Here is a 22,726-nt window from a genome sequence, read left to right as displayed (position 1 = left end):
TTGGAGCTTCCGATGAACCTCAACCTGCTGCGTCCGCGCCGTCCCACCACTGCCCCGGCTCCGGCCACCGATGGTGAACTCCTGCTCGAAGCAGTCGAGTTGACCAAGACCTACGCCGGCTCCGACGGCGATCTGCCCGTGCTCGGCGGCATCGACCTGGAGATCCGGGCCGGCGAGGTCGTCGCCCTGCTCGGCCGCTCCGGCTCGGGCAAGTCCACCCTGCTGCGCTGCCTGGCCGGGCTGATCGCCCCCAGCTCCGGCAGCGTCCACTACCGCGGCACCCCGCTGAACGGGGCCAACCCCGGGACGGCGATGGTGTTCCAGACCTTCGCCCTGCTGCCCTGGCTGACGGTGCAGCAGAACGTCGAACTCGGCCTGGAGGCGAGGGGGTCGGCGGCGGGCGAGCGGGCCGAGGCCGCCCGCCGGGCCATCGACCTGGTCGGCCTGGACGGCTTCGAGGCCGCCTACCCCAAGGAGCTCTCCGGCGGCATGCGCCAACGGGTCGGCTTCGCACGGGCGTTGGTGGTCGAGCCGGACGTGCTGATGATGGACGAGCCGTTCTCCGCCCTGGACGTGCTGACCGCCGAGAACCTGCGCGGCGAGCTGATGGAGCTCTGGGAGTCCGGCACCTTCCCCACCCGGGCGATGGTCCTGGTCACCCACAACATCGAGGAGGCCGTCCTGATGGCCGACCGGGTGGTCGTGCTCGGCTCCCGGCCGTACGGCACCGTCCGCGCCGTCTTCGAGCCCGGCGCCGAACTCGGCCCCGGCCGCTCCCGCGACCGCGGCTCCGCCGCCTTCCAGTCCCTGGTCGACCAGGTCTACCGGACCCTCACCGGCCGCGACGCCGCCGTCCCCTCCCCCGCCCTCGCCCTCGCCGAGCCCGCTCCGCGCACCACCGCCAACACCCCGCTCCCGTCGGCGGGCGTCGACGGCCTCTCCGGGCTCGCCGAACTGGTCGCCCACGCGGGCGGGCGCCGCGACCTCGCCGACCTCGCCGACGACCTCGGCCTGGAGGCGGACGACCTGCTCCCGCTGGTCGACGCCCTCGACCTGCTCGGCTTCGCCGCCGTCGACGGCGACTCGCTCCGCCTCACCGAGCACGGCAGCGCCTTCGCCGCCGCCACCGTCCAGACCTCCAAGGCCCTGTTCGCCACCGCCGCGATCACCGTCCCGCTGATCCGCCTGATCAGCGCCAGCCTCCGCCAGTCCCCCGACGGCACCCTCCAGGCCGGCTTCTTCCGCGACCTGCTCGCCCACCACTACACCCGCGAGCAGACCGACCGGCAGCTCGCCACCGCCACCGACTGGGGCCGGTACGCCGAACTCTTCACCTACACCGCCGACCGCGAGGAGTACCGGCTGGAGCCCTGACCCTCCGTCACCCCCTGAGGCCGTCCGCGACCGCCGCCACCTGCTCCGGCGTGAGCGGACGACCCACCAGGAGGAGGGTCCACTGCCGGCGCCCGTCCCGCCAACGCTCCAGGTACGTCGCCGGGCCGTCGCCACCCGGACGGGTGGTGCTGTGCACTCGCCGGGCCGGGGCCAGGCACCGGACGGCCGCCCCGGCGCCCCGGCGCCCCGGCGCCCCGCTGCCCCGCTGCCCCGCTGCCCCGCTGCCCCGCTGCCCCGCTGCCCACGGGAGCTGACACCGGGTGGGCGGGAATGGCGGGTGGGTGTGCAGACTTCTCGGTAGAACGTACGGAGTTCCGGCCCGGTACGCGTACCGCGGTGCGCGGACGAGGCGGGCCGGGCGAGAGAGGACTGGTGACCCATGGGCACCCCCGTCGACCAGCTGGTGGACCTGCTCGACCTGGAGCAGATCGAGCTCAACATATTCCGGGGACGCAGCCCGGAGGAGGCCCTGCAGCGGACCTTCGGCGGCCAGGTGGCGGGCCAGGCCCTGGTGGCGGCGGGGCGCACGGTGGACGGCGACCGCCCCGTGCACTCGCTGCACGCCTACTTCCTGCGCCCCGGTGTGCCCGGCGTGCCGATCGTCTACCAGGTGGACCGGATCCGCGACGGCCGCTCGTTCACCACCCGGCGGGTGCTCGGCATCCAGCAGGGCCGCAGCATCTTCGCCCTGACCGCCGACTTCCACGTCCCCGAGGAGGGCGGGATCGAGCACCAGGAGGCGATGCCGGTCGTGCCCGGGCCGGAGGAGGTGCCGAGCGCGCTGGACGAGGTGGGCCAGAAGCTGGGTGAGCTGCCCCCCTTCATCAGCCGCCGCCAGCCCTTCGACATCCGGTACGTGGACCGGCTGCGCTGGAGCAAGGAGGAGCTGGTCGGGGTCGAGCCGCGCAGCGGGGTCTGGCTGAAGACCAACGGCGCGCTGCCCGACGACCCGCTGATCCACGTCTGCGCGCTCACCTACGCCAGCGACATGACCCTGCTGGACGCCGTCCGGGCCCCGGTCGAGCCGCTCTGGGGCGTGCGGAACTTCGACATGGCCTCGCTGGACCACGCGATGTGGTTCCACCGGCCGTTCCGCGCCGACGAGTGGCTGCTGTACCAGCAGGAGTCCCCGATCGCGCACGGCGCGCGCGGGCTGGCGCGGGGTCAGATCTACGACCGGAGCGGGCAGCTGGTGGTGTCGGTGATGCAGGAGGGCCTGTTCCGTCCGCTCGCGAGCCGCAAGGCCTGACGGGGCGGGAGTGTTGCACGACGGTTCGGCAGTGTTGCCGGCCGTCACGCGCCGTTGCGGAACCATGTCGATCACGCACGGCCGGAAGACCCGGGGTACGGTTCGCGTTCGACCTTGAGCACGGGCCTGAGCTTGCTTGGGCACGAGCACGAGCACGAACACGAGCACGAGAGCCGTACCCCGGCGCTCCGGCCACTCCCGGACCCGGGCCACGTCCCCGGCGCCCGCCCGTATCCCGGGCCGGGCCCGGCGATCCGAGGGAGGAAGCCGACATGACCGACACCGCCGCCCAGGAGTGGGAGCACTGGACGGAGCGCCGCGCCGCGAGCGTCAGCGCCCCGCACGGCGCGCTCGCCCTCACCGGCACCCACTGGCTGGAGCCCGAGCCCGCCGAGGTGCCCGGCCTGCCCGGCCGCTGGTGGGCCGCGGACGGGGCGGTGCACGTCGAGGCGACCGCCGCTGACGGACTGTCCGTCGAGGGCTCCGGGGGCGGGCCGGTGGACGGCGTCCGCCGCCTCACCCCCGATACCTCCCCCGGCGCCGACCTGCTGACGCTCGGTGAGGTGCTGCTCGTCCCGATCGAGCGCGAGGGCGAGCTCGCGCTGCGGGTCTTCGACCCGGAGTCGGAGGGCCGCCTCGGCTTCGCCGGGATCTCCGCGTTCCCGTACTCGCCGGACTGGGCCGTGCCCGCCGTCTTCACCCCGTTCGACCAGGACGAGGACGTCCTGGTGGAGAACGCGGACGGCCGCGAGCGCCCGCTCGCCACCAGCGGCCAGATCGCCTTCCAGCTGGCCGGCGAACCGCACACCCTCACCGTCGGCCGCTCCGGCGACCAGCTCAGCGGCGTGATCGCGGACGCCGGCAGCGGCCGGGAGAGCTACCGCTTCCGCTTCATCACCCTGCCCGCCCCCGACGAGGAGGGCCGCACCGTGCTCGACCTCAACCGGGCCTACCTGCCGCCGTGCGCCTTCGCCGACCACTTCATCTGCCCGTTCCCACCGCCGGGGAACCGGCTGCCGCTGGTGGTCGAGGCGGGCGAGAAGCAGGTCCTGACGAAGTAGCGGCGGGTTCGCGGGCCCGCCTGGGCGCTGTCTGGGCACTGCCTGGGCACTGTCTTGGCACTGCCTGGGCACTGCCTGCGGGCCTCGTCACACCGGCGAAATCCGTTCGTCCACGGGCTGCGGGGTAGGTGAGGATGAAGCGCGTGTCGACGCATCCCACCTCCTCGCAGTCCGTGCCCCCGCCGCCCGACGAACCGTCGGCGCCTGACGGACCGTCCGCGCCCGGCCGACCGAGCGCTGCCGTCACCGCCGAGACTGCCGCCCCGGGACGGTGGCAACGGCTGCGGCGGTCCGCCTTCGCCGACCTCAGCCCGCTGCGCGAGCACCCCGACTACCGGCGGCTGTGGACCGGCCAGGCGGTCTCCGCCATCGGCCAGCAGATGACCGCGGTGGCGGTCTCGGTCCAGGTCTTCCAGCTCACCGAATCCACCTTCGCCACCGGCCTGGTCGGCCTCTTCTCCCTCGTCCCGCTGGTCGTGCTCGGCCTCTTCGGCGGGGCCATCGCCGACACCGTCGACCGCCGCCTGCTCGGCCTCTTCGGCTCCGCCGGACTGGCCGTCACCTCGGCCGTGCTCGCCGTCCAGGCCCTGCTCGACCTCCGCTCGGTGCCCCTGCTCTACGCGATGGTCGCGGTGCAGGCCGGCTTCTTCGCCCTCAGCTCACCCGCCCGCTCGGCCATGATCCCCCGCTTGGTGCCGTCCCATCAGCTCCCGGCCGCCAACGCCCTCGGCAGCATGAGCATGAACCTCGGCACCACTGTCGGCCCGCTGGTCGGCGGCCTCCTGATCGGCACCCTCGGCGTCCAGTCCGCCTACCTCGTCGACACCGTCGCCTTCAGCGGCGTCCTCTACGCGATGTGGCGACTCCCCGCGATGCTCCCCGGCGACGGCACCACCGCGTCCGGCACGGCGAAGAAGCGCGCCTCCGTCCTCGACGGCCTCCGCTTCCTGCGCAGCCGGCCCAACCTCCGCACCAGCTTCGTCGCCGACCTCATAGCGATGATCCTCGCCTCGCCCCGCGCCCTCTTCCCCGCGATCGCCGTCGGCGTCTACCACGGCGGCCCCGGTACGGTCGGCCTGCTGGTCACCGCCGCCGCGGCCGGCGCCCTCACCGGCGCGCTGTTCTCCGGCTGGGTCTCCCGGGTCCACCGCCACGGCACCGCCATCATCGCCGGAGTCGCCGCCTGGGGCCTCGCCATCGCCGCCTTCGGCCTCACCACCCACCTCTGGCTCGGCCTGCTCGCCCTCGCCGCCGCCGGAGCCGCCGACTCGGTCAGCATGATCTTCCGCAACACCATCCTCCAGGTCGGAGCCCCCGACGACATGCGCGGCCGACTCCAAGGCGTCTTCATCGTCGTCGTCGCCGGCGGCCCCCGCCTCGGCGACTTCTTCGCCGGCACCACCGCCTCCCTCACCTCCACCACCACCGCCCTCCTCATCGGCGGCCTCGCCTGCATCGCCGCCGTCCTCCTCCTCGCCGCCCTCCGCCCCGCCTTCCTCCACTACGACGCCCGCCACCCCACCCCCTGACCTGCACGGCACCACCACCGCCGTCCCCGGAAACCTGGCAGCGAGCACCCCTCCGCGTGCTGTATTGTTTTCCACGTCGCCGGGACACCGGGGACGAGGTCGGAGAGCAGAAGCCGCAAGGCCGAAGTGTTCGGACCACGGGACGTGGCGCAGCTTGGTAGCGCACTTGACTGGGGGTCAAGGGGTCGCAGGTTCAAATCCTGTCGTCCCGACGCGAGTCGGAAGCCCTCTGGGCTGGACGAAAGTCCAGGTCAGGGGGCTTTTCCGTGACACCCCGTCAGTGACGTGGGGCACTGCGGACACCCTCTCGATGATCTTGCTGGGGACCAGCTGGGGACCAAGGCCCTCCGGGCGAACTCCGGAGAACCGCTCCCGGGGACCAGCCGGACGACGGCCCGCCTGTCCCCACCTGGCCAGAATACCGCCGGGACGAGCTGTCCGAATATCCGGCTCGGTAAAATTTCGCGCAGTACCCGCACCGCTCGCGTGGCGATTCCCTGGCCGGCCCCGGAACGGTTCTTCGCCCCAGGCGGATTGGCGGTGTTCGACCCGCCACCCGGAACCGCCAGTTCACCCGGGCCGAGCACCGCGACATCGGCCGCCCCTCTGCATTCGCCCGCGGGAGCCGCCGCGCGCTGTTGTCGGATCCGCACAAGAGCGGCGGCCGGTGGGGCGACGGCCGGGCTGGCCCGCGGCACCGTCACAGGGCCGTCATAGGCTTCGCCCATGAGCACGGTGCACGCCAGGGTCTGGCGCTTCACGGTCGAGACGGGACCCGCCGGCGCGGAGGCGGTCGAGGCCGTCGAAGTGGGCCAGGGACCCCTCCCGGTGTCGCTGGCCGCGCTGGCCAACATCAACGCCCTGGCCTGCGACCTGCGCCGGACGGTCGACCAGCGCGTGCGCAACCACGAGATCAGCCTCCTGCTCAGTTATCTGAGGGGCGGCACCGGCACGGGACCGCTCTGGGCGGACTGCGGCGCACTGGACTCCAGCTCCGGGCACATCCGCCGCTTCGTCAGCGAGTGCACCGGGCTCGGGGTGATGACCGCCGCCAGCGAGACCCTGTTCGACTGGAAGCCCGGCGTCCACGGGCTCAGCAGCTTCGACGTCCTGCCCGACAAGCTCCTGGGCACCTACGCCAACACCGGGGTCCGCCCGGACCTGCTCTACGACCTCGCCGGCGGCCCGCTGGCCGGCGAGGCCCGTGGCCGCCGCCGGGACGCCAAACTGATGCTCCCCGCGGTCAGGGGAACCGCCGACCAGAAGAAGCGCCTGCAGAAACTCGCCACCTGGTCGGCCGACCACAGCGGCCACCCCTACTTCATGAGCTGGGTCTGGCTCGGCACCGGCGGCGTCTACGTCGACATCTTCCTGCCCGAGGATTCGCCGGCCACCGCCAGCCTGAAGACCGGATGGATCGAGAAGCCCGGAAGCCAGCAGCCCTGGCGCTTCCGCGTCCCCCGGCCCGACCCCCGCCGACGGCTCGAGACGGCCCCGGAGGACGACCTGGACCCGCCGTTCTACCGCGTACCGGAGCCGGATCCCGGTGTCCCGGACGAAGGGGCCGCGACGGCGATCGGCCGGGCCCGGCCGGTGGTCGATGCGGCGATGGACCGCGCGTTCGGCCGCGAGGAGAGCACCTTGGGCAAGCTCGCCGGCGTCCCGGTGCGCGGGACGTGGATCCGGGCCGATGCCGTCGGCCCGGCGCGCCACGAAGTGCTGGTCGGTGTTCTCGGCGAGCGTGTCCCCGTGGACCCCCGAGCCCAACGCCGCCGCCTGAGTACCGAGAACGGAAGCCGGCTCGACCTGTTCCTCGAAGGGCGGCTGCTGACACTCGTGCACCCGGCTGGCGAACCGCGTCCCAGCTGGGGCCGGATCGCCGCTGAGGCGCTCGGGTGAGTCTCGCCGCGATCCCTGCGGGCAGGTAGACCCGTCCGCCACTTCGTGCTGTGCATGCCCTCGCCGGGCATCCTCCGCCGGGCGGCATGGGCCAGCGGCGCGGTGCCCGGGTGCTCTCAACCACTGGCCTCATCATGGGACCAACACCATGAGTGGCCCTCGTCGCCGGAGACTCCGTGAGCGCTGACCAACCCACCCGATACCAGCCACCAGCGCACCAGGCCTTCCTGCGGGCCACCGCTGCGGCCGAGGACGAAATGGGGCTCCTGCTCGGCCAGGGCGTGATGTTCGACGAGGAGTATGTCACCACCCACCTCTGCAGCCGCCTGCCGCGCGAGGTCACCTGGGCGAAGTTCTCGAAGAAGCAGGAGAACCGGGTCGGAGGGGACTACCTCTGGTGGTGGGTCGACCGAAGCGGAGAGGCGTTCGGCTGCCTCGTCCAGGCCAAGGTCATCCACCGCACGGGCCGGGGTTGGAAGATCGGGTTTCACCACGAGACCAGGACCGGCCTGCAGATGGATCAGCTTCTCGCCGCCTCCGACTTCTTCGAGGTCCCGGCCGCCTACACCCTCTACGCCGGCGACGCCGCCTATCGCAGTGCCATGCAGTGCACCATGCGGCACCCGGACACCCCGTGCAACCAGCGGGAGGGCGCCGCAGTGACCATCCTCCCCGCGCTCCAGGCCCGGCGTACGGTCGAGAACGCGGCGCTCCGCGCGACAGCCCCGCCACGCAAACTGCCGTTCCTCACCGGCTTCGATCCGATCGAGGACGTCTTCCATCACGCGGAGCCGCTCAGCCGGTTGACGAAGCCCGGCCTCGACGCCGACGACCCCGCCCTCGCCTTGTACTACCGGATGCAACTGGGCCCGGACATGAACGGTCTGCGCCAACTCCTGGTCCCTGGGCAGATCGGCGCGCGACGGGTCGCGAAGTTCATGACCGACAAGCTCGCCAAGGCGGCTTCCGGTGCGTTCGAGACGGCGGTCCTGCCCGAGCTCCGCGACGAGCGGGCCGCCGGCGGCCGGGTCTTCGACGCCCTGCCCGGGGCGCGCGGCCACTTCGGCCTCCCCTTCTTCGAGCACGTGCTGCGGGGCCTGCGCACCGGGCTCCCCGACTACGTCCAGGCGGCGCTGCAGAACCCGGCCGCCCGCGTCTCGGCGGAGCTGGCCGAGCACGCCGACGGCCTGGTCGTTGTGTACCTATGACCAGCCGCAACGGCGCCGTGGGGTTCAGCGGCGCGTGACGGTGTAGCCGCTGTTCTCCAGGGCCTTCGTCCAGACGTCCCGGTTGAACCACTTCGTGATGTCCGGGACCGCCGCATTGAGGGTGTCCATGCGCGCCTGCCAGTCGTGGCCGGTGTCGCCGCGGAAGTCGCAGCCGCTGCAGCCGTCTTCGCCGTGCACGTGGCCGGCCATCCATGCGTTGACCGCGACGTTGAGGATGACCGAGTAGAGGTCGCCGCCGCTCTCCACGAGCGCGTCCGGTACGTCGGCGAGGATCATGGCGAGTTCGGGATTGTCCACGGGAGGAAACGGGCCCGCGCCGACGGAGAGGTCAGCGTGCTCTCGCTCCCGGGCGGCGGCGGCGATGGAGTCGGCGAGCGGGCCGGGGGCGATGTGGGCCAGCGCTTCGCGCTTCTTGATGCCCAGCCTCCTGGCGATGGCGGTGGCCTGCTGTTCGACGGCGTCCGCCACCCCATTGGGGCCCAGCGTGACGCCGCGGCGGGCCAGTTCGGAGAGCGTCCGTCCGAGGAGGGCCTGAAACTCCGCACGGTCGTGGTTCAAAGGTCTGCTCCGAGGTCTCGGCAGGCGTAGCTGGTGGCTACGGGATCCTATTGGTGGAAACGGCTGTTGGGGCGTGCAGTCCAAACGGTGCACGCCCCAACGGCTGTTCAGCGGACGATGTACAGGCGGCGGGCAGGAGTCTCGGGCTCGGGCGTCGCGGGGGTGGCCTTGCGCCCAGCCGCGAGATGGGCGCTGAGGGCGTTGCCAGCCTCGATGTAGTCGACGTGGGAGGGGTGGAGGTAGCGCTGGGTCGTGGTGATCTGCCCGTGCCCGGCGATCTTCTGCAGCACGTGCAGGCGCACGTTGGCGTCAGCGAGCCAGGTAAGACCGGTGTGGCGCAGGCCGTGGCGGCGCAGCCAGTGGAAGCCCAACTGCATTACGACTTCGTCCCAGTGGGTGGCGTCGCGGAGGATCGCGGTGGTGACGCGGCCACCGCGTGGCCCGGTGAACAGCCGGGCCATCGGGTCATCGCCCACGACGGTTAGCCTCCAACGCACGGTGTCGCGTATCTCTTCGATGAGCGGGACGGTGCGGCGGCGTTTTCCCTTGGTGCCCTTGTCGACGAGCCCGCCGGGGCTGGGGGTGGTCTGCCGGCAGAGGTCCCAGGTCCAGTCGAAGCGGTTGATGTCCTTGACGCGGACTCCGGAGACCTCGCCGATACGGGCGCCAGTGCAGGCAGCGAAGCGAACGATGTCGCCCCAGATCCGGTAGTTTCCGTGGGATCGGGCCACGAGGGCGTCGGCGAGGGCGTCGAGCGCGTCCCAGTCGGGCAGGGCGAGGCTGCGCGGGTTGTCCAGCTCGTCCTCGAACTGCTTGTAGAGGGACTGCCAGCCGGTCATCCGGCACGGATTGAAGTCGATCATGCCGTCGCGGCGGGCCTGCTCCATGACACGGACGAGGGGGGCGAGCGTGTTCTTGACGGAGGACTTGCCGACCTCGTCGGATATCCAGGCGTGGAGCGCCCGGTCGGTGATGCCGTTGGTCATCGAAACCACCGGGACGTGGCCCATAGTCGGGACTACCCGCAGCTTCCAACCGGCCCGGTAGGGGTCGAGGGTCTTCGACTCCAGACCACGCATGGCCAGGTCCCAGTTCGCGTCCCCGTAGTCCGCCAGAGTCACATTCGAGAGCGACGGGACGATTCCGCGCATGGCCGCCTTGCGCATGCGGTCGATCCAGTCCTTCGCCTCGTCCTCGGAGGCGACGGAGTTGGACAGCGACTTTCGCCCGCCCCCGTCGGGGTCCCACCATCGCACACGTGCGCGGTAGCGGAAGTCGGGGCGCCGATCCGGGCGGAACTCGATGTCGTCGGTCAGGTCGATCGCGATCGGGACGATGACGGGGGTGTCAGCCAAGTTATGCGGCCTCCGGTTCTGCGGGAGCTATGCGTTTGGAGTTGAGCCATGCCTGCGTGTCAGGGATGGAGTAGACGACTGTCCGGTTGGCGAGCCGCACGAAGGGCGGACCCTGCGGAGGCTCCGCGTTGCGCCAGCGGCGGAGGGTCGACGGGTCAACCTTGAGGAGCGGGGCAAGCTCCTCGGCGGTGTACCAGCCGCTGTGCAGCAGGTCGACGGCTGCCGGGTGAGCGGCGTCGCTCTCAGGTGCCACGGCGGCACCGCCAGCGGGCTGCTGAGCGTTCATACCGCACGTCCACTGGTGGAGACGGGAAGCGCGGAAGGTGCCGGGGGCACGGGTGATCGGAGCATGGTGGTGGTCCCCAGGGGCAGCAAAGGGTGGGCGTGGGAGGTCAGTTGCTAGCTGGCTGAGCGTCTGCCGGGTCGACGAAGTCGAGCGCAGCCGGCAGAGGGGCTGGCTGGAGGCCACCGGCACGCATCTGGTCCCGGGCGGCCTTCAGCCGGCTGCAGTCCTCGTGGGCCATACGGTCAAGTTCGTCGGCCTGTCGTGCCAGCTGCTCGTAGCGGGCTGAGCCGAGAGCCTGACGTGCCTGAACGCGGCGGCTGTGGGCTTCGCGGGTGGAGATCAGCGCGGTGCGCACATCGACGTCGTGCTCGCGGAAGACGGTGAGCGCAGCCCGGACCGAGCCGGGCGCGGGATCCTCGCCGATGTGGTCCTCGCCGGTGATCCATGCCGCGGCCTCCCAGACCGGAACGGTCACCTCGGGCAGGAGATCGATGTCGGTCTGGCGCTCCAGCGGAACGAGCAACGCCACAAACGGCAGATCAAGGGCGTGGGCGAGGACAAGGGCCTCCTCCAGCTTGAGCGAATCCCGCTGGCCCAGCTCGATCTTGGTGATGGTGTTCGCGGCGACCGGCACACCCCTGGCCGCGCACGCTGCCGAGAGGTCAGCGGTCGTCATGCCCAGTCGGGTTCGCTGTGCCTTGACCGTCGTGGCGATCCGCGCGGTGAGCGCGGCTGGCCACCGCTCCTTGGAATCTGTCATGAGGGAAGAATACATGAGATGCCTTCTGCATCTAGGGCAGATGTGATAGATGTTTCTCGCACAGAGAACATCGCATGGGATGGAAGTTGCCGTGAACGCAGTCCGGACTGCCCGACCGGGGAAGTTTTCAGCAGAAGCCCTCGCTGCCCTTCCGCCGGCGATCCCACTGTCTACCGCCAATGAGCTGCTCTCGATCGGCAGGACGGTCGGGTACCGCATGGCCCGTGAGGGGCGCTACCCGTGCACCGTGGTGGAGGTTGGCGGCAGCTACCGCGTGATCACCGCGGACCTCCTCCACTTTCTCCGTCCCCGGGACGCCCGGCAGGCGGCGTAGAGGCTGCTGACGGCGCTTACACCCCGGCCCGGCCGCGCGCCGCCTACGTTGGCAGGGTGAGCCAGCAGACAGAACCGACCTTGCACTGGGTACGCTCCTCTCCTTAGCCGGCATCAGGCCGGAAACGGTCTTCAACAACCGGTGCCAGGGGGACAACCGGCACGCCCGGCGACTTCGCCAGGACGGTCCGAGAGCGCAGGGGGAGCAGATGACCGACGGGATCCCGCCCACTGAGGTGCCCAACCCCCGGTCGGAGCCGGCCACAGGATCGGTGGAGCCGACCCTGGTGGCGTTTCCGCCTGTTCTCAACGGCCTGGACTACCTCGACAGCGTCGTCGGCTACCTCTCCGCCGACGAGGAACCCGACGACAATGACTCGCGCCCGACACCGCGCGACCTCAAGTACGCCGTCCTCCATCTCCAGGCCGGCACGGAAGTTCTCCTCAAGGCCCGCCTCCAGCAGGAACACTGGACGCTGGTGGTAAAGGACCCCGGCAGGGCTAGCCACCAGAAGTTCACCAGCGGAGACTTCCTTAGCTGTGGCACCGACGAGACCTTGGAACGCCTGCGGAACATCGTCGGCCTGGAGCTCAACGCACAGCAGATCGAAGCGGTCAGGAAACTGGGCAAGACACGCAACGCTCTCCAGCACTACGGGCTCACTCAGTCGGCGCACGCAGTTGAGGCGCAGGCCGCCACCGTGCTGGACTTCCTCCTTACCTTCATCAACGAACACCTCCGTCCGCATGTGGCCTCTGCCGAACAGACCCTGGTCGACGCAGCCATGGACGGCATCCGCCACCGCCTGCGTGCCATCACCCGGCTGATCGACACACGGATGGCCGGATTGCGGGAAACTCTGGACGCCTGCGCGGAGAGCACGGTCCTCTGCCCGGAGTGCAGCATGGCCGCCCTGGTCGCCGGTGCTCCAGTCTCGTGCCGGTTCTGTTACCGGCAGTGGCCGGACGGCGAGACGGCCGCAGCGGACTACGTCTGGGCCGCCATGGTCCGCAACGTCGCACAGGACACCCGCGACAACGAGACCCCGCCGGTCCACTGGTGTCCGGCCTGCTGCACCCCCTCCCTCGTAGAGGCCACCCGTCCCGCCCTGGACCCCGAGTACGCGGTCCACCTGTGTCTCGGCTGCGCTGGCATCTTCCACACCTTGGCCTACTGCCGCTGCGGGGGACTGCTGGACAACCGCTTCGACGACCCCGCCGATTTCTGCTCCGGCTGCGCCAAGCGACTGGCGAAACACTGAGTCGGAAGCTATCCGATCCCCGACACCATCCTGATGATCTTGGTGACAGATCGCGGGAGGGCTCCTGGGCGGGCTGGCTGCGCATGGGCGTGCACGACACGACGCATGGGTCCTGTACCGACCCACGTGCCTGCAGCCAGTGGTGCCCATCGCCCACAGGGGCGACTTCTTCGAGCCCCGGCGCTGACCGCCGGTCAGCAGGACACCGGGCCGGCCGGAGCCACGGCAGCCGGCCTACCGGACGGCGACCCACCAAGCGCCGAGGAAGCCCAGCAGGGTGATCGTGACCGTTCCCGCGACGTAGCCACCGCCGATGCCGTGCCGCCGGAACCGGAAGATGCTGATGACGAAGACCCCCGTCATGACCGCGACCGCCGCGCCGGCCGAGACCAGCAGAGCACCGAGTAGGTTCTCGAAGCGGGTACCTGCCCGCAGGATCACCGCGACGGCCAGCACCATCGTGCTCAGACCGGCGCCGAAGGCCAGCCCCAGCGCCGTGGTGCCGTCCTCGAACACGTCGTCGTGGTGGCGACCAGCCACCGGGGGCTCGCTCTCCATGCCTCGCCTCCTACCCAGCCCAGCTGCACCACCGCCTCGACACCAGGGCCGCACCCCATCGGGCCCTCGGGGCCGATGGCGGAAGAGGCCGGGGCCGGCACACGATGTGTGCCGGCCCCGGCCTCTTCATTGGTAGCGGGGACAGGATTTGAACCTGCGACCTCTGGGTTATGAGCCCAGCGAGCTACCGAGCTGCTCCACCCCGCGTCGGTGAACGCAACAGTACGGCACCGGCAGTGGTGCCGGGAAACGGATATCCACCGGACGGGCCAGCCCGGGTCGGCCGCTCGTCCGCCGCAGTGCGCTGGAGCAGGGCGAGCCGGCCCAGCCCCCTCGGCTGGGCGGATGCCGACGGGCCCCTGACGGGTAGGTCCGGGCGTGGCGAAAACCGCCCCAGCTCGGTGCCGTACTGGGTAGCGTCGCCCGCATGACCGAGACCTCAAGCACCGAGACACCCGTGCGCTGGCCGACGCTCGAACTCGTGGTCGCCTCCAAGGCCGTGGGTGCCAAGGCCACGCTGGAACGCGCCCACGCCCACGTGCGGGAGTACCTCACCGCCGCGACGCCGCTCAGCGCGCAACTCGTCAGAGACCTGCCGGGCGACGAGCTGAGCGCCGACCTGTGGGAGCGCACACGGCACTACGTGGTGACCGGTGTCGACGCAGGACTCGACCGTGGTGGTCTGGCGCCCGTGAGCCCGTGCCCGCAGACCGCCGACCAGGTGCAAGCGGTGAAGAACCTGCTCCACGCGGTCGCGGCACCAGTGCTCGATCCCGAGGAGATCAGGCCGGTCGCGCAGGCGTTCCGCTCCTGCGAGATCGAGGCGTACGAGGTGTGGGCCGAGGAGTGCCGCAAGCTGATCGCGAGCGCCGCGCGGTGGGCAGAGACCGGCCAAGGGCCTGGCGAACCCGCCCCTGGAGCAGATGCGTGAGGCAGCCGGTCCGGCTCAGCGGCGGGCACCTGCCGCTGAGCCGGACCGGGGCACTCAGCTGTAGGCCCAGGGGTTGGCGGTGTCGATCAAGTCGGTATCGAACACCACTGCGACACCGTGGTGGTCCGACGCACCAGCGGGCTCGGTGAGCAGCTGGTAGGAGACCAGGGCGGGCAGCAGCGGGCTGGAGACCACGATCCAGTCGATGCCGGCCGCGTTCTCCTCGGCGATGAGCCGACGGTAGAGCCGGCCGACCGAGCGCCTCTCAGCTCGTCAGGGGGGCGAACTCCGTCAACGGGTCGGTCACGGCCTCGCGCCAGCGCCCGCGGTGGCCGCCTGCGCGCAAGCGGAAGTACACGGTCTCCCGCCGCTCGTCGCAGGTGGTCCCGAAGTGCCCTCCGATGTTGTGCGCCAGGAGATAGTGCACGAGGATCAGGCTTCCGGCTGCTCCGGTGACCTGTGACGGCTCGCCCAGCTCGACCGGGGGGTAAGGCATCGCGGTGGCCAGCGCGTCGGCGCCGTTCTCACGCAGCCACGCCCCGGTTCGCAGGTGGGTGCCCGGCCACACCCACAGGTTTCCCCGGTCTCGGTCGCGCTGGTCGGTCAGGAGCAGGCCGGCGAGCACGGTGAACGTTCCCGGGCGACCGTCATCCTCGGTGGGGGTGAGACCGTCGATGTGTGGGGCGCCGGGGTGGTGCGGGTGCGGGGGCAAAGTGACCGCCAGTGTGCGACCTCCGGTTCCGGCAGAGAAAGTCCTGCCCGCAGGAGGGGCTCAACCACCTCGGCGACGGCACTGGCGCAGTACAGGTTGCGCAGCTCGGGGTCCTGGGCGAGCGCGGGCCACAGGAAGTACGGTCCGGTCCGACCGTCCTCGGGCGGCTGCAAGTCGAGGTGCCGACCGACGAGCGCCCGCCAGTCGGCTACCTGGACCGGGGTGAGGACATCGGGCACCACGGTGTACCCGTGGACGCGAAACTCGTTGATGTGCTGGGGAGTTACTGTCTCCATCCGCTGATGGAAGCGCGGCGCAGTCGATGCCGACAACCGAATTATCGGAGGCCGGCACCGGACAGTGGCCCCGTGTTCGAACCCCGGCGGTGCCAACCTGCGCGACGAGGTCACGCGGCCGGATTGCCTATAACTCGCCACCGTCGCGGTCGGATGCCACCAGCAGCTCCGTACCGCGCCTGGGTCTCGTGCTGCGCAGCCGGGTCGGGGCCGCTCTCCAGGGCGGCCAGGCCCCGGCGTCGAGGTGCGTCCGGCAGCCGACCCCGGCCGCCTCGCCCCCCGACCCGATCGCGCCGTGAACGACGGTTGGGCTGGGTTGAGTTCGAGCGTCAGATCACCGGTGGGTCCAACTCCGGGAGGGCAGTCCCGGTGTGCTTGAGAAGGTGCTCGCTGACGCACTCGGCACTCTTCGCGGCCAGGCGCTGGACCAGATCCAGCCCGTCCGTCGCCTTCTTCTTCCGGACTCCGCCCGCCGGCGACCGCCGGTGGGCGATGGAGCCGCGGAGGGCGACGAAGTCATCCAAGAGCTTGCTCGTGCGCTCCTGGTTGTTCTTGTGCCATACCCAAGAGGCCGTGATGTCGGCGATCCCGACGTACTTGTTGAAGAAGCCCTTGACCTGGGCGGGCTTCGGGGTGTTCAACGAGCGGTCGTCGTCGCTCGAGATCAACGTCGCGCGATCCCTAAGCGCGGTCCGCCAACCTTCATCGGCCAAGTTCCAGATCGCCAGCTCATGCTTGTCCGCGAGCAGACTGGCCTTCAAGGTCTTCTTGACCTCGTCGGGGAGCGCCAGGCCGTTCGGCGAGTGATCGGCCAAGTGCTGGAGAGCTTCCACCACGAGGTCCTCGCAGAACGCCTCCCACGAGGCACAGGTCAGCACCACCGCAGAGCGGCTGACGACCTGGATGTCCGGCCGACGGTAGCCCCTGCCGATCCCGGTTTCCTTCTCGTGGAACTCGACCAATCGTTCGATGTCGGGCACTGCATCGTCGAGGAGGCTCCGGTGGGCCTGCCCATACGCTTGCACGATCCGCTTCTCCTCGCCCAATCCCGAAGGCCACCTGACCCTCCCGAGCTAAGGAGCCTACTGGTTCAACCCTCACAGCCCTGTGGGAAGTTGGAACCAGTCGGTTTCCCCTGGCCCCGGCGCAGGGCTGCCGATTCGGGCAGAGCTGCGGCAGCCGTTGCACGTGGCCAGGCATAGTGAGGGCAGGGCTGCAGAGAAGGGGACGCAAGTGGTCAAGAAGAAGAGGCTGTGGTGGAGGGCCGGTGCGCTGGCGGCGGCAGGATCGGCCGGCTGGTCGGACTCGCTGTGGCGGGGGGCCGAATTGGTCGAACCCCGTTGGGATGACGATGAGGGTCCGTCTGACTCTTACGCCCTCCACGGGCTGCAGGCGCTGGCGCTGCTCCTGCTGGCCGCTGCCGACGAGCACGCCGGCCGGGTGAGTGATGTGCCCGAGACGGAGATCCGGGCCACGGTCGGCGACCCGGTGCGCGCCGCCGCGGTGGTCGAGGCGTTCGTCGCCGGCCACAGTGGTGCCCCCGGGTACGAGTGGCTGGCGCCACTGGCCGAGCCGCTGCTGCGCGAGCACATCCCGCTGCCCGACATGTTCGAGGTACCGGCCGCGCTGACCGACCGGCGCGGAACTCCGCTCCAGTGGGGCCTGGAGTGGCTGGCCTGGGCGCTGGACGACACGGGCGCGCAGGTGCCAGCCCGGCAGTGACCGCGATCCGCGCGGGTGGCGGGGAGACTGCTGCCCCGCCGGCCGGGCCGGGGGCCTGCGACCACGGTGGCCTTCCGGACGCGGGCGGTGCCGCTCGCGTCCGGAAGGTGCGTGCGCGGGCTCAGCCGGCGGGCGTTACGCCCGGCGCGAGGTCGAGGTGGGCGAGGGCCTTGTCGTCGCTCTGCTTGTAGCGGGCCCAAGCCCGGGCCTCGGCGTCCTGTTCCTCGGCCCGGTGGACGGCGTCGACCACGGCCTGCGGCCCGTCGGCGCGGCAGGCGGCGGCCAGCTCCGTCCACGAGTACAGGCCGTAGCCGTCGACCGCGCTGGACACCCCGTCGGTGGCGGCGAGGATCTGGGCGATCTCGGCTCGCGGCCAGGTGGCCGTGACCGCCTGGCGGCCGGCCTCCGGGACGGCCTCGGCCACCCAGTAGCCGCCCGGCCGGTTGATCCATCCCATCTGGGCGTCGCGCAGCTCGACCAGCAGCTGGTGGTGTCGGGTGTCGAAGCCGCTGCCTGCGGCCAGGCGCCGCCGGTACTCAGTGGCCTGCGGCCGGGTCTCCACCAGCTCGGCCAGACGGGTGTCCGTGAGCGTTCGCGCGGTACCGTCGTGGCCGATCATCACGACGGGACTGTCGCCCAGCACGGCCGCCTCCACCACGGTGTCGCCCAGGCGCACGACGGACACCGTCGCGGCGGGCGAGGCTCCCGGTGTCAGCGCGTACTCGCGGGTGATCGCCGAGATCGCGTCGTGCAGGACCTCGGTCAGCTCGGCCCCCGAGCCGGCGGCGAGGCGGTCGACGATCAGCTTGCCGAGGGTGTCCGCGTACCAGCCGCCGCGAGGGCGGTCGTCGGAGAGCGTGGAGACTCCGTCGAGGACCACGAAGGCGTCGTCGGAGGGCGTGGCCAGGATGCGGTCCTCGCTGGGGCGGTCGTCGCGGCCGGGCCGCTCGCCGGTACGGAGAGACGGGGCAGGGGTGGGTGGCACAGGAAGTTGTCCTTCGCGGGCTGGAGGGATGGGGCGGTCAGGTGTTCTGCAGGGCGGTGGTGATGATGGCGCGGGCGTCGTCGAAGTACACGGCGGACTGCTTGAGCCGGTCGAAGGCTCGCCGGAAGATCGGGACGCGGTCGTCGGTGATCGTCTCGCCACCGCGGTAGCCCTCGACCTCGACCCGGGCGCCGTCGAAGATCCCGAAGCCGTCACCCGGGTACACGAGGAGCCGGGCGCGGGCGGGGACGATGCCGAGAGTGAGGCCGGGCAGGGACATCGCCTCCAGGAGGTGGGTGAGCTGGGGTCGCATCACGGCCGGGCCCCCGATGCCGGTGAGCAGGGCCTGCTCGCCCAGCAGGACGTGGTAGGTACGTCCGCCCTGCCCGAGGTACTGGGCGCGCGCGACGCGCTCGGCGGCTCCGGCGTCGATGTCGCGGGGGATGTCGTGCAGGTCGGCGACCAGCCGCAGGACCTCCCTGGCGTATGCGTGGGTCTGCAGGTTGCCCCAGACGAGGTCGGGGCTGAACCCGTGATAGTGCGTGGTCTCTTCGACGAGCCGGCGGAACTCGGCCTGGATCGGGCCGGCGCCCTGCCGCAGCAGGCCCTGCCAGTCGGGAGCGGACACGGGAACCGCGTGGGTGGGGGGCAGGTCGGGGCTGCTGGCTGCGGACATGGTGCCTCCGTAAGTCGGTAGGTGGCCGGGGTTCCGGCAGAGGGACGGGGCTGGGACGACTGCGGCGGTGCGGGTACGGGCCGGTCGAGGGCGTGGGCTTCGGCCGGTGGCCATGGGAGATGGTGCCCAGGAGGCGGTATTCCCATGGCCGGCCGTGTCCGTCGGCTCAACGGCGGGGCGTGGCTCCAGCGGTTGGAGCGACTGCCGCGAGGTCGAGGTCGGTGGTGACAGGCAGGTGGTCGCTGGCCCGCTCGGCCGCCGACAGCGTGCTGGTGGTCATGTGCTCGGCGATCACCGCGAACGCCTTCTCGGAGATCGAGCCGTGGCCTTCGGTGACATGCCGGTGGACGACGTCGGCGAGCTTGGCGCCGAGGGGCCCGCCGTGGGTGGTGTGCGCCCGGACGGCGGGGGCCAGGTCGCTGGTGACGCGCAGGGTGTCGATGCGGCGCGGCCCGAAGCTCTCGGCGTGCCTGCCGTCGGTCAGCCAGTGGCCGGTGGTGGGCAGCCACGGCACGTCGGCCACGGCTGCGGTGTCCACGAGGCCGCCCGGCTGCTGGAGCAGGAGGGTGGTCGCGGACCGGTCGGAGACCGCCGGGGCGGCCGGGTTGTCCGGGTCGAAGCGGGCCTGGTAGCGGACCTTGCGGTGGGTCTGCCCCGGCAGGGTGTCAGGGTCGAAGTAGGCGCCCGTCGGTCGGCGGTCGGAGCTGATCGAGTTCCAGTCGGCTCCGATCCCGCCGGGGAGCCCGTCCTGGAACGCGGACAGGACCCGGTACGCCTCGCTCAGCCGCTGCGGTGGCCGGAACGGGTCCGCGTGGTACGAGCCGAGCCTGACGCGCCGTCCGGTTCCGGTGTCGAAGACGACGGTGGTCATGGCATGCCAGAAGTCGACCCCGCCGCCGCAGGTCCAGAGGCTGCCGGGCACCGCTTCGAGGCCGGGCCGCCAGAGCAGGCCGAGGTGGAACCTGTGGTTGCTGCTGCCCAGCGCGGGCTCGGGGGCCGTGCCGGGGGCCCGGGTGGCCTCGCAGGACATGCCGCTGTCGTCGGCGAGACGGCGCAGGACCGTGGCGGCTTCGGCCGGATCCCGGCCGATGATCTCCTGGACGGCGAGGACATCCGCGCCGAGGCCGCGTATCACCTGTACGAGCAGGTCGTAGCGCTCCCGTTCCTCGCGCGAGGTCAACTGCCCGAGGTTGAACAGGTTGTAGGTACCGAAACGCATGAAACCTCCGTGACAGTAGAGCAGTTGGATGTGATCGGCGGGACTCGGCCGTCCTTCGCCGTTGGTGTGAGGCGGCAGGCGAGCGTCTTCCGCCCGGGTCGGGCGAGAGGGCAGGGGCCGTGGGTGTCAGGTGGCGGCGGGGACCAGGTGGAGGATGCCGGTGGCGCCGTCCGCGTTCAGCGCGGGGAGGCGGAGTCGGGGTCGCGGAGCTTCTGTGCGGGGATGGAGCCCTGCGGGAGTCCGAGGTCGTCCTGCCCGGCCTCGGGCGCGTACTGGGCCGCCTGCAACAGATAGTTCGCCCGGTACCGCGTGGGCGGATCGCAGGCCATGAGCTCTGAGTGGCTGCCCTGTTCAACGACGCGGCCCTCGTGGAGGACGTAGATCAGATCGGCGGTGGCCGTCGCCGCGAGCCGGTGGGTCACCAGGATTACGGTGAGGCCGAGGTCGGCCAGCTCGCGCAGCTTGTCGAAGGCCCGCACCTCACTGGCCGGGTCGAGGGCGGAGGTCGGCTCGTCCGCGATCACCAGGAACGGGCGCCGCCCGTCCGGGCCGACGGTGGTGGCGCGCAGGTGGGTCCGGGCGGTGCCGATGCCCTGCCACTGCCCGCCGGAGAAGTCCACGCCGCCCTCGAAGCCCTTCCCTGCGAGGGTGTCCCAGCCCTTCTCCTGGCGGTCGATGAGCTTCTGGAGTCCGGCGAACTCGGCAGCGGCGGAGAGGACTTCGGCGTCGTCGTGGTGTTCGGGGCGGCTGGTGGTGACGACCGCCCGCAGGGTGAGCGGCCAGCGGAAGAAGTCCTGCGGGAGCAGAACGGTGGAGGCGAACTGCTGGTCCCGGTCCGCGCCGGGCCCGGTGTTAACGCCGTCCCACCGGATGGTGCCGCTGTCGGGCAGGTAGAGGCCGGCCAGCAGCTTGGCCAGGGTGGTCTTGCCCGCACCGTTGTCTCCGACGAACGCCACGATCTTCCCCGTCGGGATGGTCAGGGTGGCCTTGTCCAGGGAGGGGGTGGTGCGGCCGGCGTAGGTGAAGGTGACGTCCTCGACCACGATCTCGGCGGGCCGCTCGGGCAGGTCGTGGCCTCCCGTCGGGATGGCGAGGGTGGCAGCCTCGGTGTCGAGGGTCTGCAGGTCGCCGACGTACAGGGCCTCCTCGAACAACTGGTTGACGCTGTTCAGCAGGCCGCCGATGTTGGCGGCACCGGTGCGCACCGCGACGACGACGGTGCCGGCCGCAGCGAGGGTGAGGTGGCCGGTGGCCACCATCCAGCCGAGGACGGCGAAGGTGGCGACGGAGGCGAGCCCGGAGGCGGTGGAGGCGGCGAGGCCGGTGCGGATGGAGGCGGCGGCGAGGCGGGCCTGCTCGGCCTCGGAGGCCAGGGCCATCTGGCGGAAGTGCCGCAGCAGGAAGCCGCCGACGGCGTGCACGCGGATCTCGGCCGCGGTGTAGGTCTGGGTGAGGAGTTGGGCGATCAGCGCGGAGGCGCGCAGGTGCTGCAGCCAGGCCATGACCGAGCGGCGGCGGCGCCGGGCGGTGATCACCGAGCCCCAGGCCCTTGGGAGTGCGATGAGCACGAGCAGGGGCAGCAGCAGGGGCGAGAGGGTGAGCAGGACGCCGCCGGTGGCGACCATGGACAGGGCGGTGCTGAGGATCCGCACCGACTCGCTGATCATCCTGCCCACCGAGTTGATCCCGAAGCGGGCCGACTCCAGCAGGCGGTTGAAGTCGGCGTCCTCCAGCGCGGCCAGCTCCACCCGGGAGGCGCGCTCCAGCAGGGTGAGGGTGACGGTGCGTTCGATCCTGGGCGTCATCCGCTCCTCCGCCCAGGCGGAGAGGGAGGCCAGCAACGCTCCGGCGCCGGTGGCGGCGCCGGCCGCCAGCAGGGCGGGCAGCAGGGCGCGCAGGGTCTGCCCGGTGTCGCCAGAAGCGCCGAACAGGGTGGCCAGGGCTGCGCTGACGGCGACCAGCGCGACGCCCGCGGCGACCGCGCGGCCGATCTCGGAGGCGACCACCACGGTGAGGGCGGGGCGGTCCGCGCGGGCGGCGAGCCGCCAGGACAGGCGGAGCATCCCGGGGACCTGGCGGGCGACCGCGATGATGCCGCTCTGGGCTCCGGCGGCTTCGTGGCGGGCCCAGCCCTGGTCGTAGCGCATCCGGCCGCCGAACAGCAGCTTCTCGGACGGCGAGGGCTCGTCGAGGAACTCGGCCCCCTCGATACGGGTGCCCTTCACGCCGCACCGCCGTCCAGCGGCTGGCGCAGCGTCAGGTAGTGGGCGGCCGGGGTGAAGCCGAGCTTCTCGTAGAGCGGCAGGCCGGCGGCGGTGGCGTTCAGTTCGACCGAGGCGCACCCGGCCTCCTGGAGGGCGGTGATCAGGGCGCGGGTGACGGCCTCGCCGTGGCCTTGGCGGCGGTGGGCGGGGTCGGTGATCACGGAGTGGACGCGACCCCACAGGCCGCCGGTGTAGATGGGTCCGTCGTAGGCACGGTAGAGCAAGCCGATCGCGCACGCCGCGAGAGCGCCGTCCCCGGCCTCGCTGACGAAGGCGAACAGGCCGGGGTCGGTGCCGAGCCGCTCGCGCATCTCGGCGGGGAAGGTGATGTGCCACGGCTCAGGCGTGTCGAGGCCGGAGTGGAGTTGGGCGCGCAGTCGCAGGAGTTCCTCCGCGTCGCCGGGACGGGCGGGACGGGTGGGACGGGCGTTCGGGGGTGTCAAGAAG

Annotated in this window: 22 protein-coding genes and 2 tRNA genes; 10 read left to right on the top strand and 14 right to left on the bottom strand. The window is 71.4% G+C overall.

The annotated features are described in order from the left end of the window. Positions 1-12 precede the first annotated feature (12 nt). From ACWCYY_RS11695 to ACWCYY_RS11665, 7 genes are all read left to right on the top strand, one after another. Positions 13-1,374, top strand: coding sequence for an ABC transporter ATP-binding protein (locus tag ACWCYY_RS11695; RefSeq protein WP_449795864.1), 1,362 nt, complete (start codon positions 13-15; stop codon positions 1,372-1,374). A gap of 400 nt (positions 1,375-1,774) precedes the next feature. Next, positions 1,775-2,644, top strand: coding sequence for an acyl-CoA thioesterase (locus ACWCYY_RS11690; protein ID WP_345290273.1), 870 nt, complete (start codon positions 1,775-1,777; stop codon positions 2,642-2,644). Between the two features lie 272 nt (positions 2,645-2,916). After that, positions 2,917-3,705, top strand: a complete 789-nt coding sequence (locus ACWCYY_RS11685; RefSeq protein ID WP_449795863.1) for a DUF1684 domain-containing protein — start codon at positions 2,917-2,919, stop codon at positions 3,703-3,705. 134 nt (positions 3,706-3,839) lie between these two features. After that, entirely contained in the window at positions 3,840-5,234 is a 1,395-nt protein-coding gene (locus tag ACWCYY_RS11680; RefSeq protein WP_380149915.1) for an MFS transporter, read from the top strand. Between the two features lie 138 nt (positions 5,235-5,372). Further along, positions 5,373-5,446 (top strand) — tRNA-Pro (locus ACWCYY_RS11675). 514 nt (positions 5,447-5,960) lie between these two features. Beyond that, positions 5,961-7,133 (top strand): hypothetical protein, encoded by a 1,173-nt coding sequence (locus ACWCYY_RS11670; RefSeq protein ID WP_449795862.1) that lies wholly within the window; start codon positions 5,961-5,963, stop codon positions 7,131-7,133. A gap of 176 nt (positions 7,134-7,309) precedes the next feature. Next, positions 7,310-8,341 (top strand): hypothetical protein, encoded by a 1,032-nt coding sequence (locus tag ACWCYY_RS11665; RefSeq protein ID WP_449795861.1) that lies wholly within the window; start codon positions 7,310-7,312, stop codon positions 8,339-8,341. A gap of 24 nt (positions 8,342-8,365) precedes the next feature. Here ACWCYY_RS11665 and ACWCYY_RS11660 read toward each other — a convergent pair whose 3' ends face one another. The 4 genes from ACWCYY_RS11660 to ACWCYY_RS11645 form a co-directional block, all read right to left on the bottom strand. After that, a complete protein-coding gene (locus tag ACWCYY_RS11660) occupies positions 8,366-8,920 on the bottom strand; it encodes a hypothetical protein (protein WP_449795860.1) in 555 nt (184 codons plus the stop codon). Positions 8,921-9,027: 107 nt separating this feature from the next. Then, positions 9,028-10,275, bottom strand: coding sequence for a tyrosine-type recombinase/integrase (locus ACWCYY_RS11655; protein ID WP_449795859.1), 1,248 nt, complete (start codon positions 10,273-10,275; stop codon positions 9,028-9,030). A 1-nt stretch (position 10,276) separates the two neighbouring features. Further along, positions 10,277-10,561, bottom strand: a complete 285-nt coding sequence (locus ACWCYY_RS11650; protein WP_449795858.1) for a helix-turn-helix transcriptional regulator — start codon at positions 10,559-10,561, stop codon at positions 10,277-10,279. Positions 10,562-10,667: 106 nt separating this feature from the next. Further along, the gene (locus tag ACWCYY_RS11645) at positions 10,668-11,321 is read right to left on the bottom strand and encodes a helix-turn-helix domain-containing protein (protein WP_449795857.1); all 654 of its coding nucleotides are present in this window, start codon (positions 11,319-11,321) and stop codon (positions 10,668-10,670) included. Positions 11,322-11,863: 542 nt separating this feature from the next. Here ACWCYY_RS11645 and ACWCYY_RS11640 point away from each other — a divergent pair. Then, a complete protein-coding gene (locus ACWCYY_RS11640; RefSeq protein ID WP_449795856.1) occupies positions 11,864-12,916 on the top strand; it encodes a hypothetical protein in 1,053 nt (350 codons plus the stop codon). 234 nt (positions 12,917-13,150) lie between these two features. On the opposite strand, the gene ACWCYY_RS11635 is transcribed toward ACWCYY_RS11640, so the two are convergent. Together ACWCYY_RS11635 and ACWCYY_RS11630 are read right to left on the bottom strand one after the other, a co-directional pair. After that, positions 13,151-13,474, bottom strand: a complete 324-nt coding sequence (locus ACWCYY_RS11635; protein ID WP_449795855.1) for a hypothetical protein — start codon at positions 13,472-13,474, stop codon at positions 13,151-13,153. A 130-nt stretch (positions 13,475-13,604) separates the two neighbouring features. Further along, positions 13,605-13,681 (bottom strand) — tRNA-Met (locus tag ACWCYY_RS11630). Positions 13,682-13,901: 220 nt separating this feature from the next. Between ACWCYY_RS11630 and ACWCYY_RS11625 the strand changes: the two genes are divergently transcribed. Then, entirely contained in the window at positions 13,902-14,405 is a 504-nt protein-coding gene (locus ACWCYY_RS11625; RefSeq protein WP_449795854.1) for a hypothetical protein, read from the top strand. A 54-nt stretch (positions 14,406-14,459) separates the two neighbouring features. On the opposite strand, the gene ACWCYY_RS11620 is transcribed toward ACWCYY_RS11625, so the two are convergent. The 3 genes from ACWCYY_RS11620 to ACWCYY_RS11610 all read right to left on the bottom strand — a co-directional run bounded on the left by ACWCYY_RS11620 (position 14,460) and on the right by ACWCYY_RS11610 (position 16,459). Then, entirely contained in the window at positions 14,460-14,600 is a 141-nt protein-coding gene (locus tag ACWCYY_RS11620) for a hypothetical protein (RefSeq protein ID WP_449795853.1), read from the bottom strand. A gap of 70 nt (positions 14,601-14,670) precedes the next feature. Next, positions 14,671-15,030 carry a hypothetical protein gene (locus ACWCYY_RS11615; RefSeq protein WP_449795852.1) on the bottom strand — a complete coding sequence of 120 codons (360 nt, stop codon included), beginning with the start codon at positions 15,028-15,030 and terminating at the stop codon, positions 14,671-14,673. 712 nt (positions 15,031-15,742) lie between these two features. Beyond that, positions 15,743-16,459 (bottom strand): HEPN domain-containing protein, encoded by a 717-nt coding sequence (locus tag ACWCYY_RS11610; RefSeq protein WP_449795851.1) that lies wholly within the window; start codon positions 16,457-16,459, stop codon positions 15,743-15,745. Positions 16,460-16,646: 187 nt separating this feature from the next. Between ACWCYY_RS11610 and ACWCYY_RS11605 the strand changes: the two genes are divergently transcribed. Beyond that, the gene (locus tag ACWCYY_RS11605) at positions 16,647-17,135 is read left to right on the top strand and encodes a hypothetical protein (protein WP_449795850.1); all 489 of its coding nucleotides are present in this window, start codon (positions 16,647-16,649) and stop codon (positions 17,133-17,135) included. A 121-nt stretch (positions 17,136-17,256) separates the two neighbouring features. On the opposite strand, the gene ACWCYY_RS11600 is transcribed toward ACWCYY_RS11605, so the two are convergent. The 5 genes from ACWCYY_RS11600 to ACWCYY_RS11580 form a co-directional block, all read right to left on the bottom strand. Next, positions 17,257-18,120, bottom strand: a complete 864-nt coding sequence (locus ACWCYY_RS11600) for a protein phosphatase 2C domain-containing protein (RefSeq protein ID WP_449795849.1) — start codon at positions 18,118-18,120, stop codon at positions 17,257-17,259. Between the two features lie 37 nt (positions 18,121-18,157). Then, complete coding sequence (locus tag ACWCYY_RS11595) at positions 18,158-18,796, bottom strand: DUF5753 domain-containing protein (protein ID WP_449795848.1); 639 nt, start codon at positions 18,794-18,796, stop codon at positions 18,158-18,160. A gap of 166 nt (positions 18,797-18,962) precedes the next feature. Then, the gene (locus ACWCYY_RS11590; RefSeq protein WP_449795847.1) at positions 18,963-20,015 is read right to left on the bottom strand and encodes a hypothetical protein; all 1,053 of its coding nucleotides are present in this window, start codon (positions 20,013-20,015) and stop codon (positions 18,963-18,965) included. Positions 20,016-20,191: 176 nt separating this feature from the next. Continuing rightward, on the bottom strand, positions 20,192-22,240 hold the full coding sequence (locus ACWCYY_RS11585) for an ATP-binding cassette domain-containing protein (protein ID WP_449795846.1): 2,049 nt from the start codon (positions 22,238-22,240) through the stop codon (positions 20,192-20,194). Next, positions 22,237-22,722, bottom strand: coding sequence for an N-acetyltransferase family protein (locus ACWCYY_RS11580; protein ID WP_449795845.1), 486 nt, complete (start codon positions 22,720-22,722; stop codon positions 22,237-22,239). Before ACWCYY_RS11580 ends, ACWCYY_RS11585 begins: the two co-directional genes overlap by 4 nt. Positions 22,723-22,726 lie beyond the last annotated feature (4 nt).

It is taken from the genome of Kitasatospora sp. NPDC001664, from assembly GCF_053596675.1.
The sequence above is the reverse complement of the archived record's forward strand: the minus strand, read 5'-3'. Positions and strand labels throughout refer to the sequence as shown.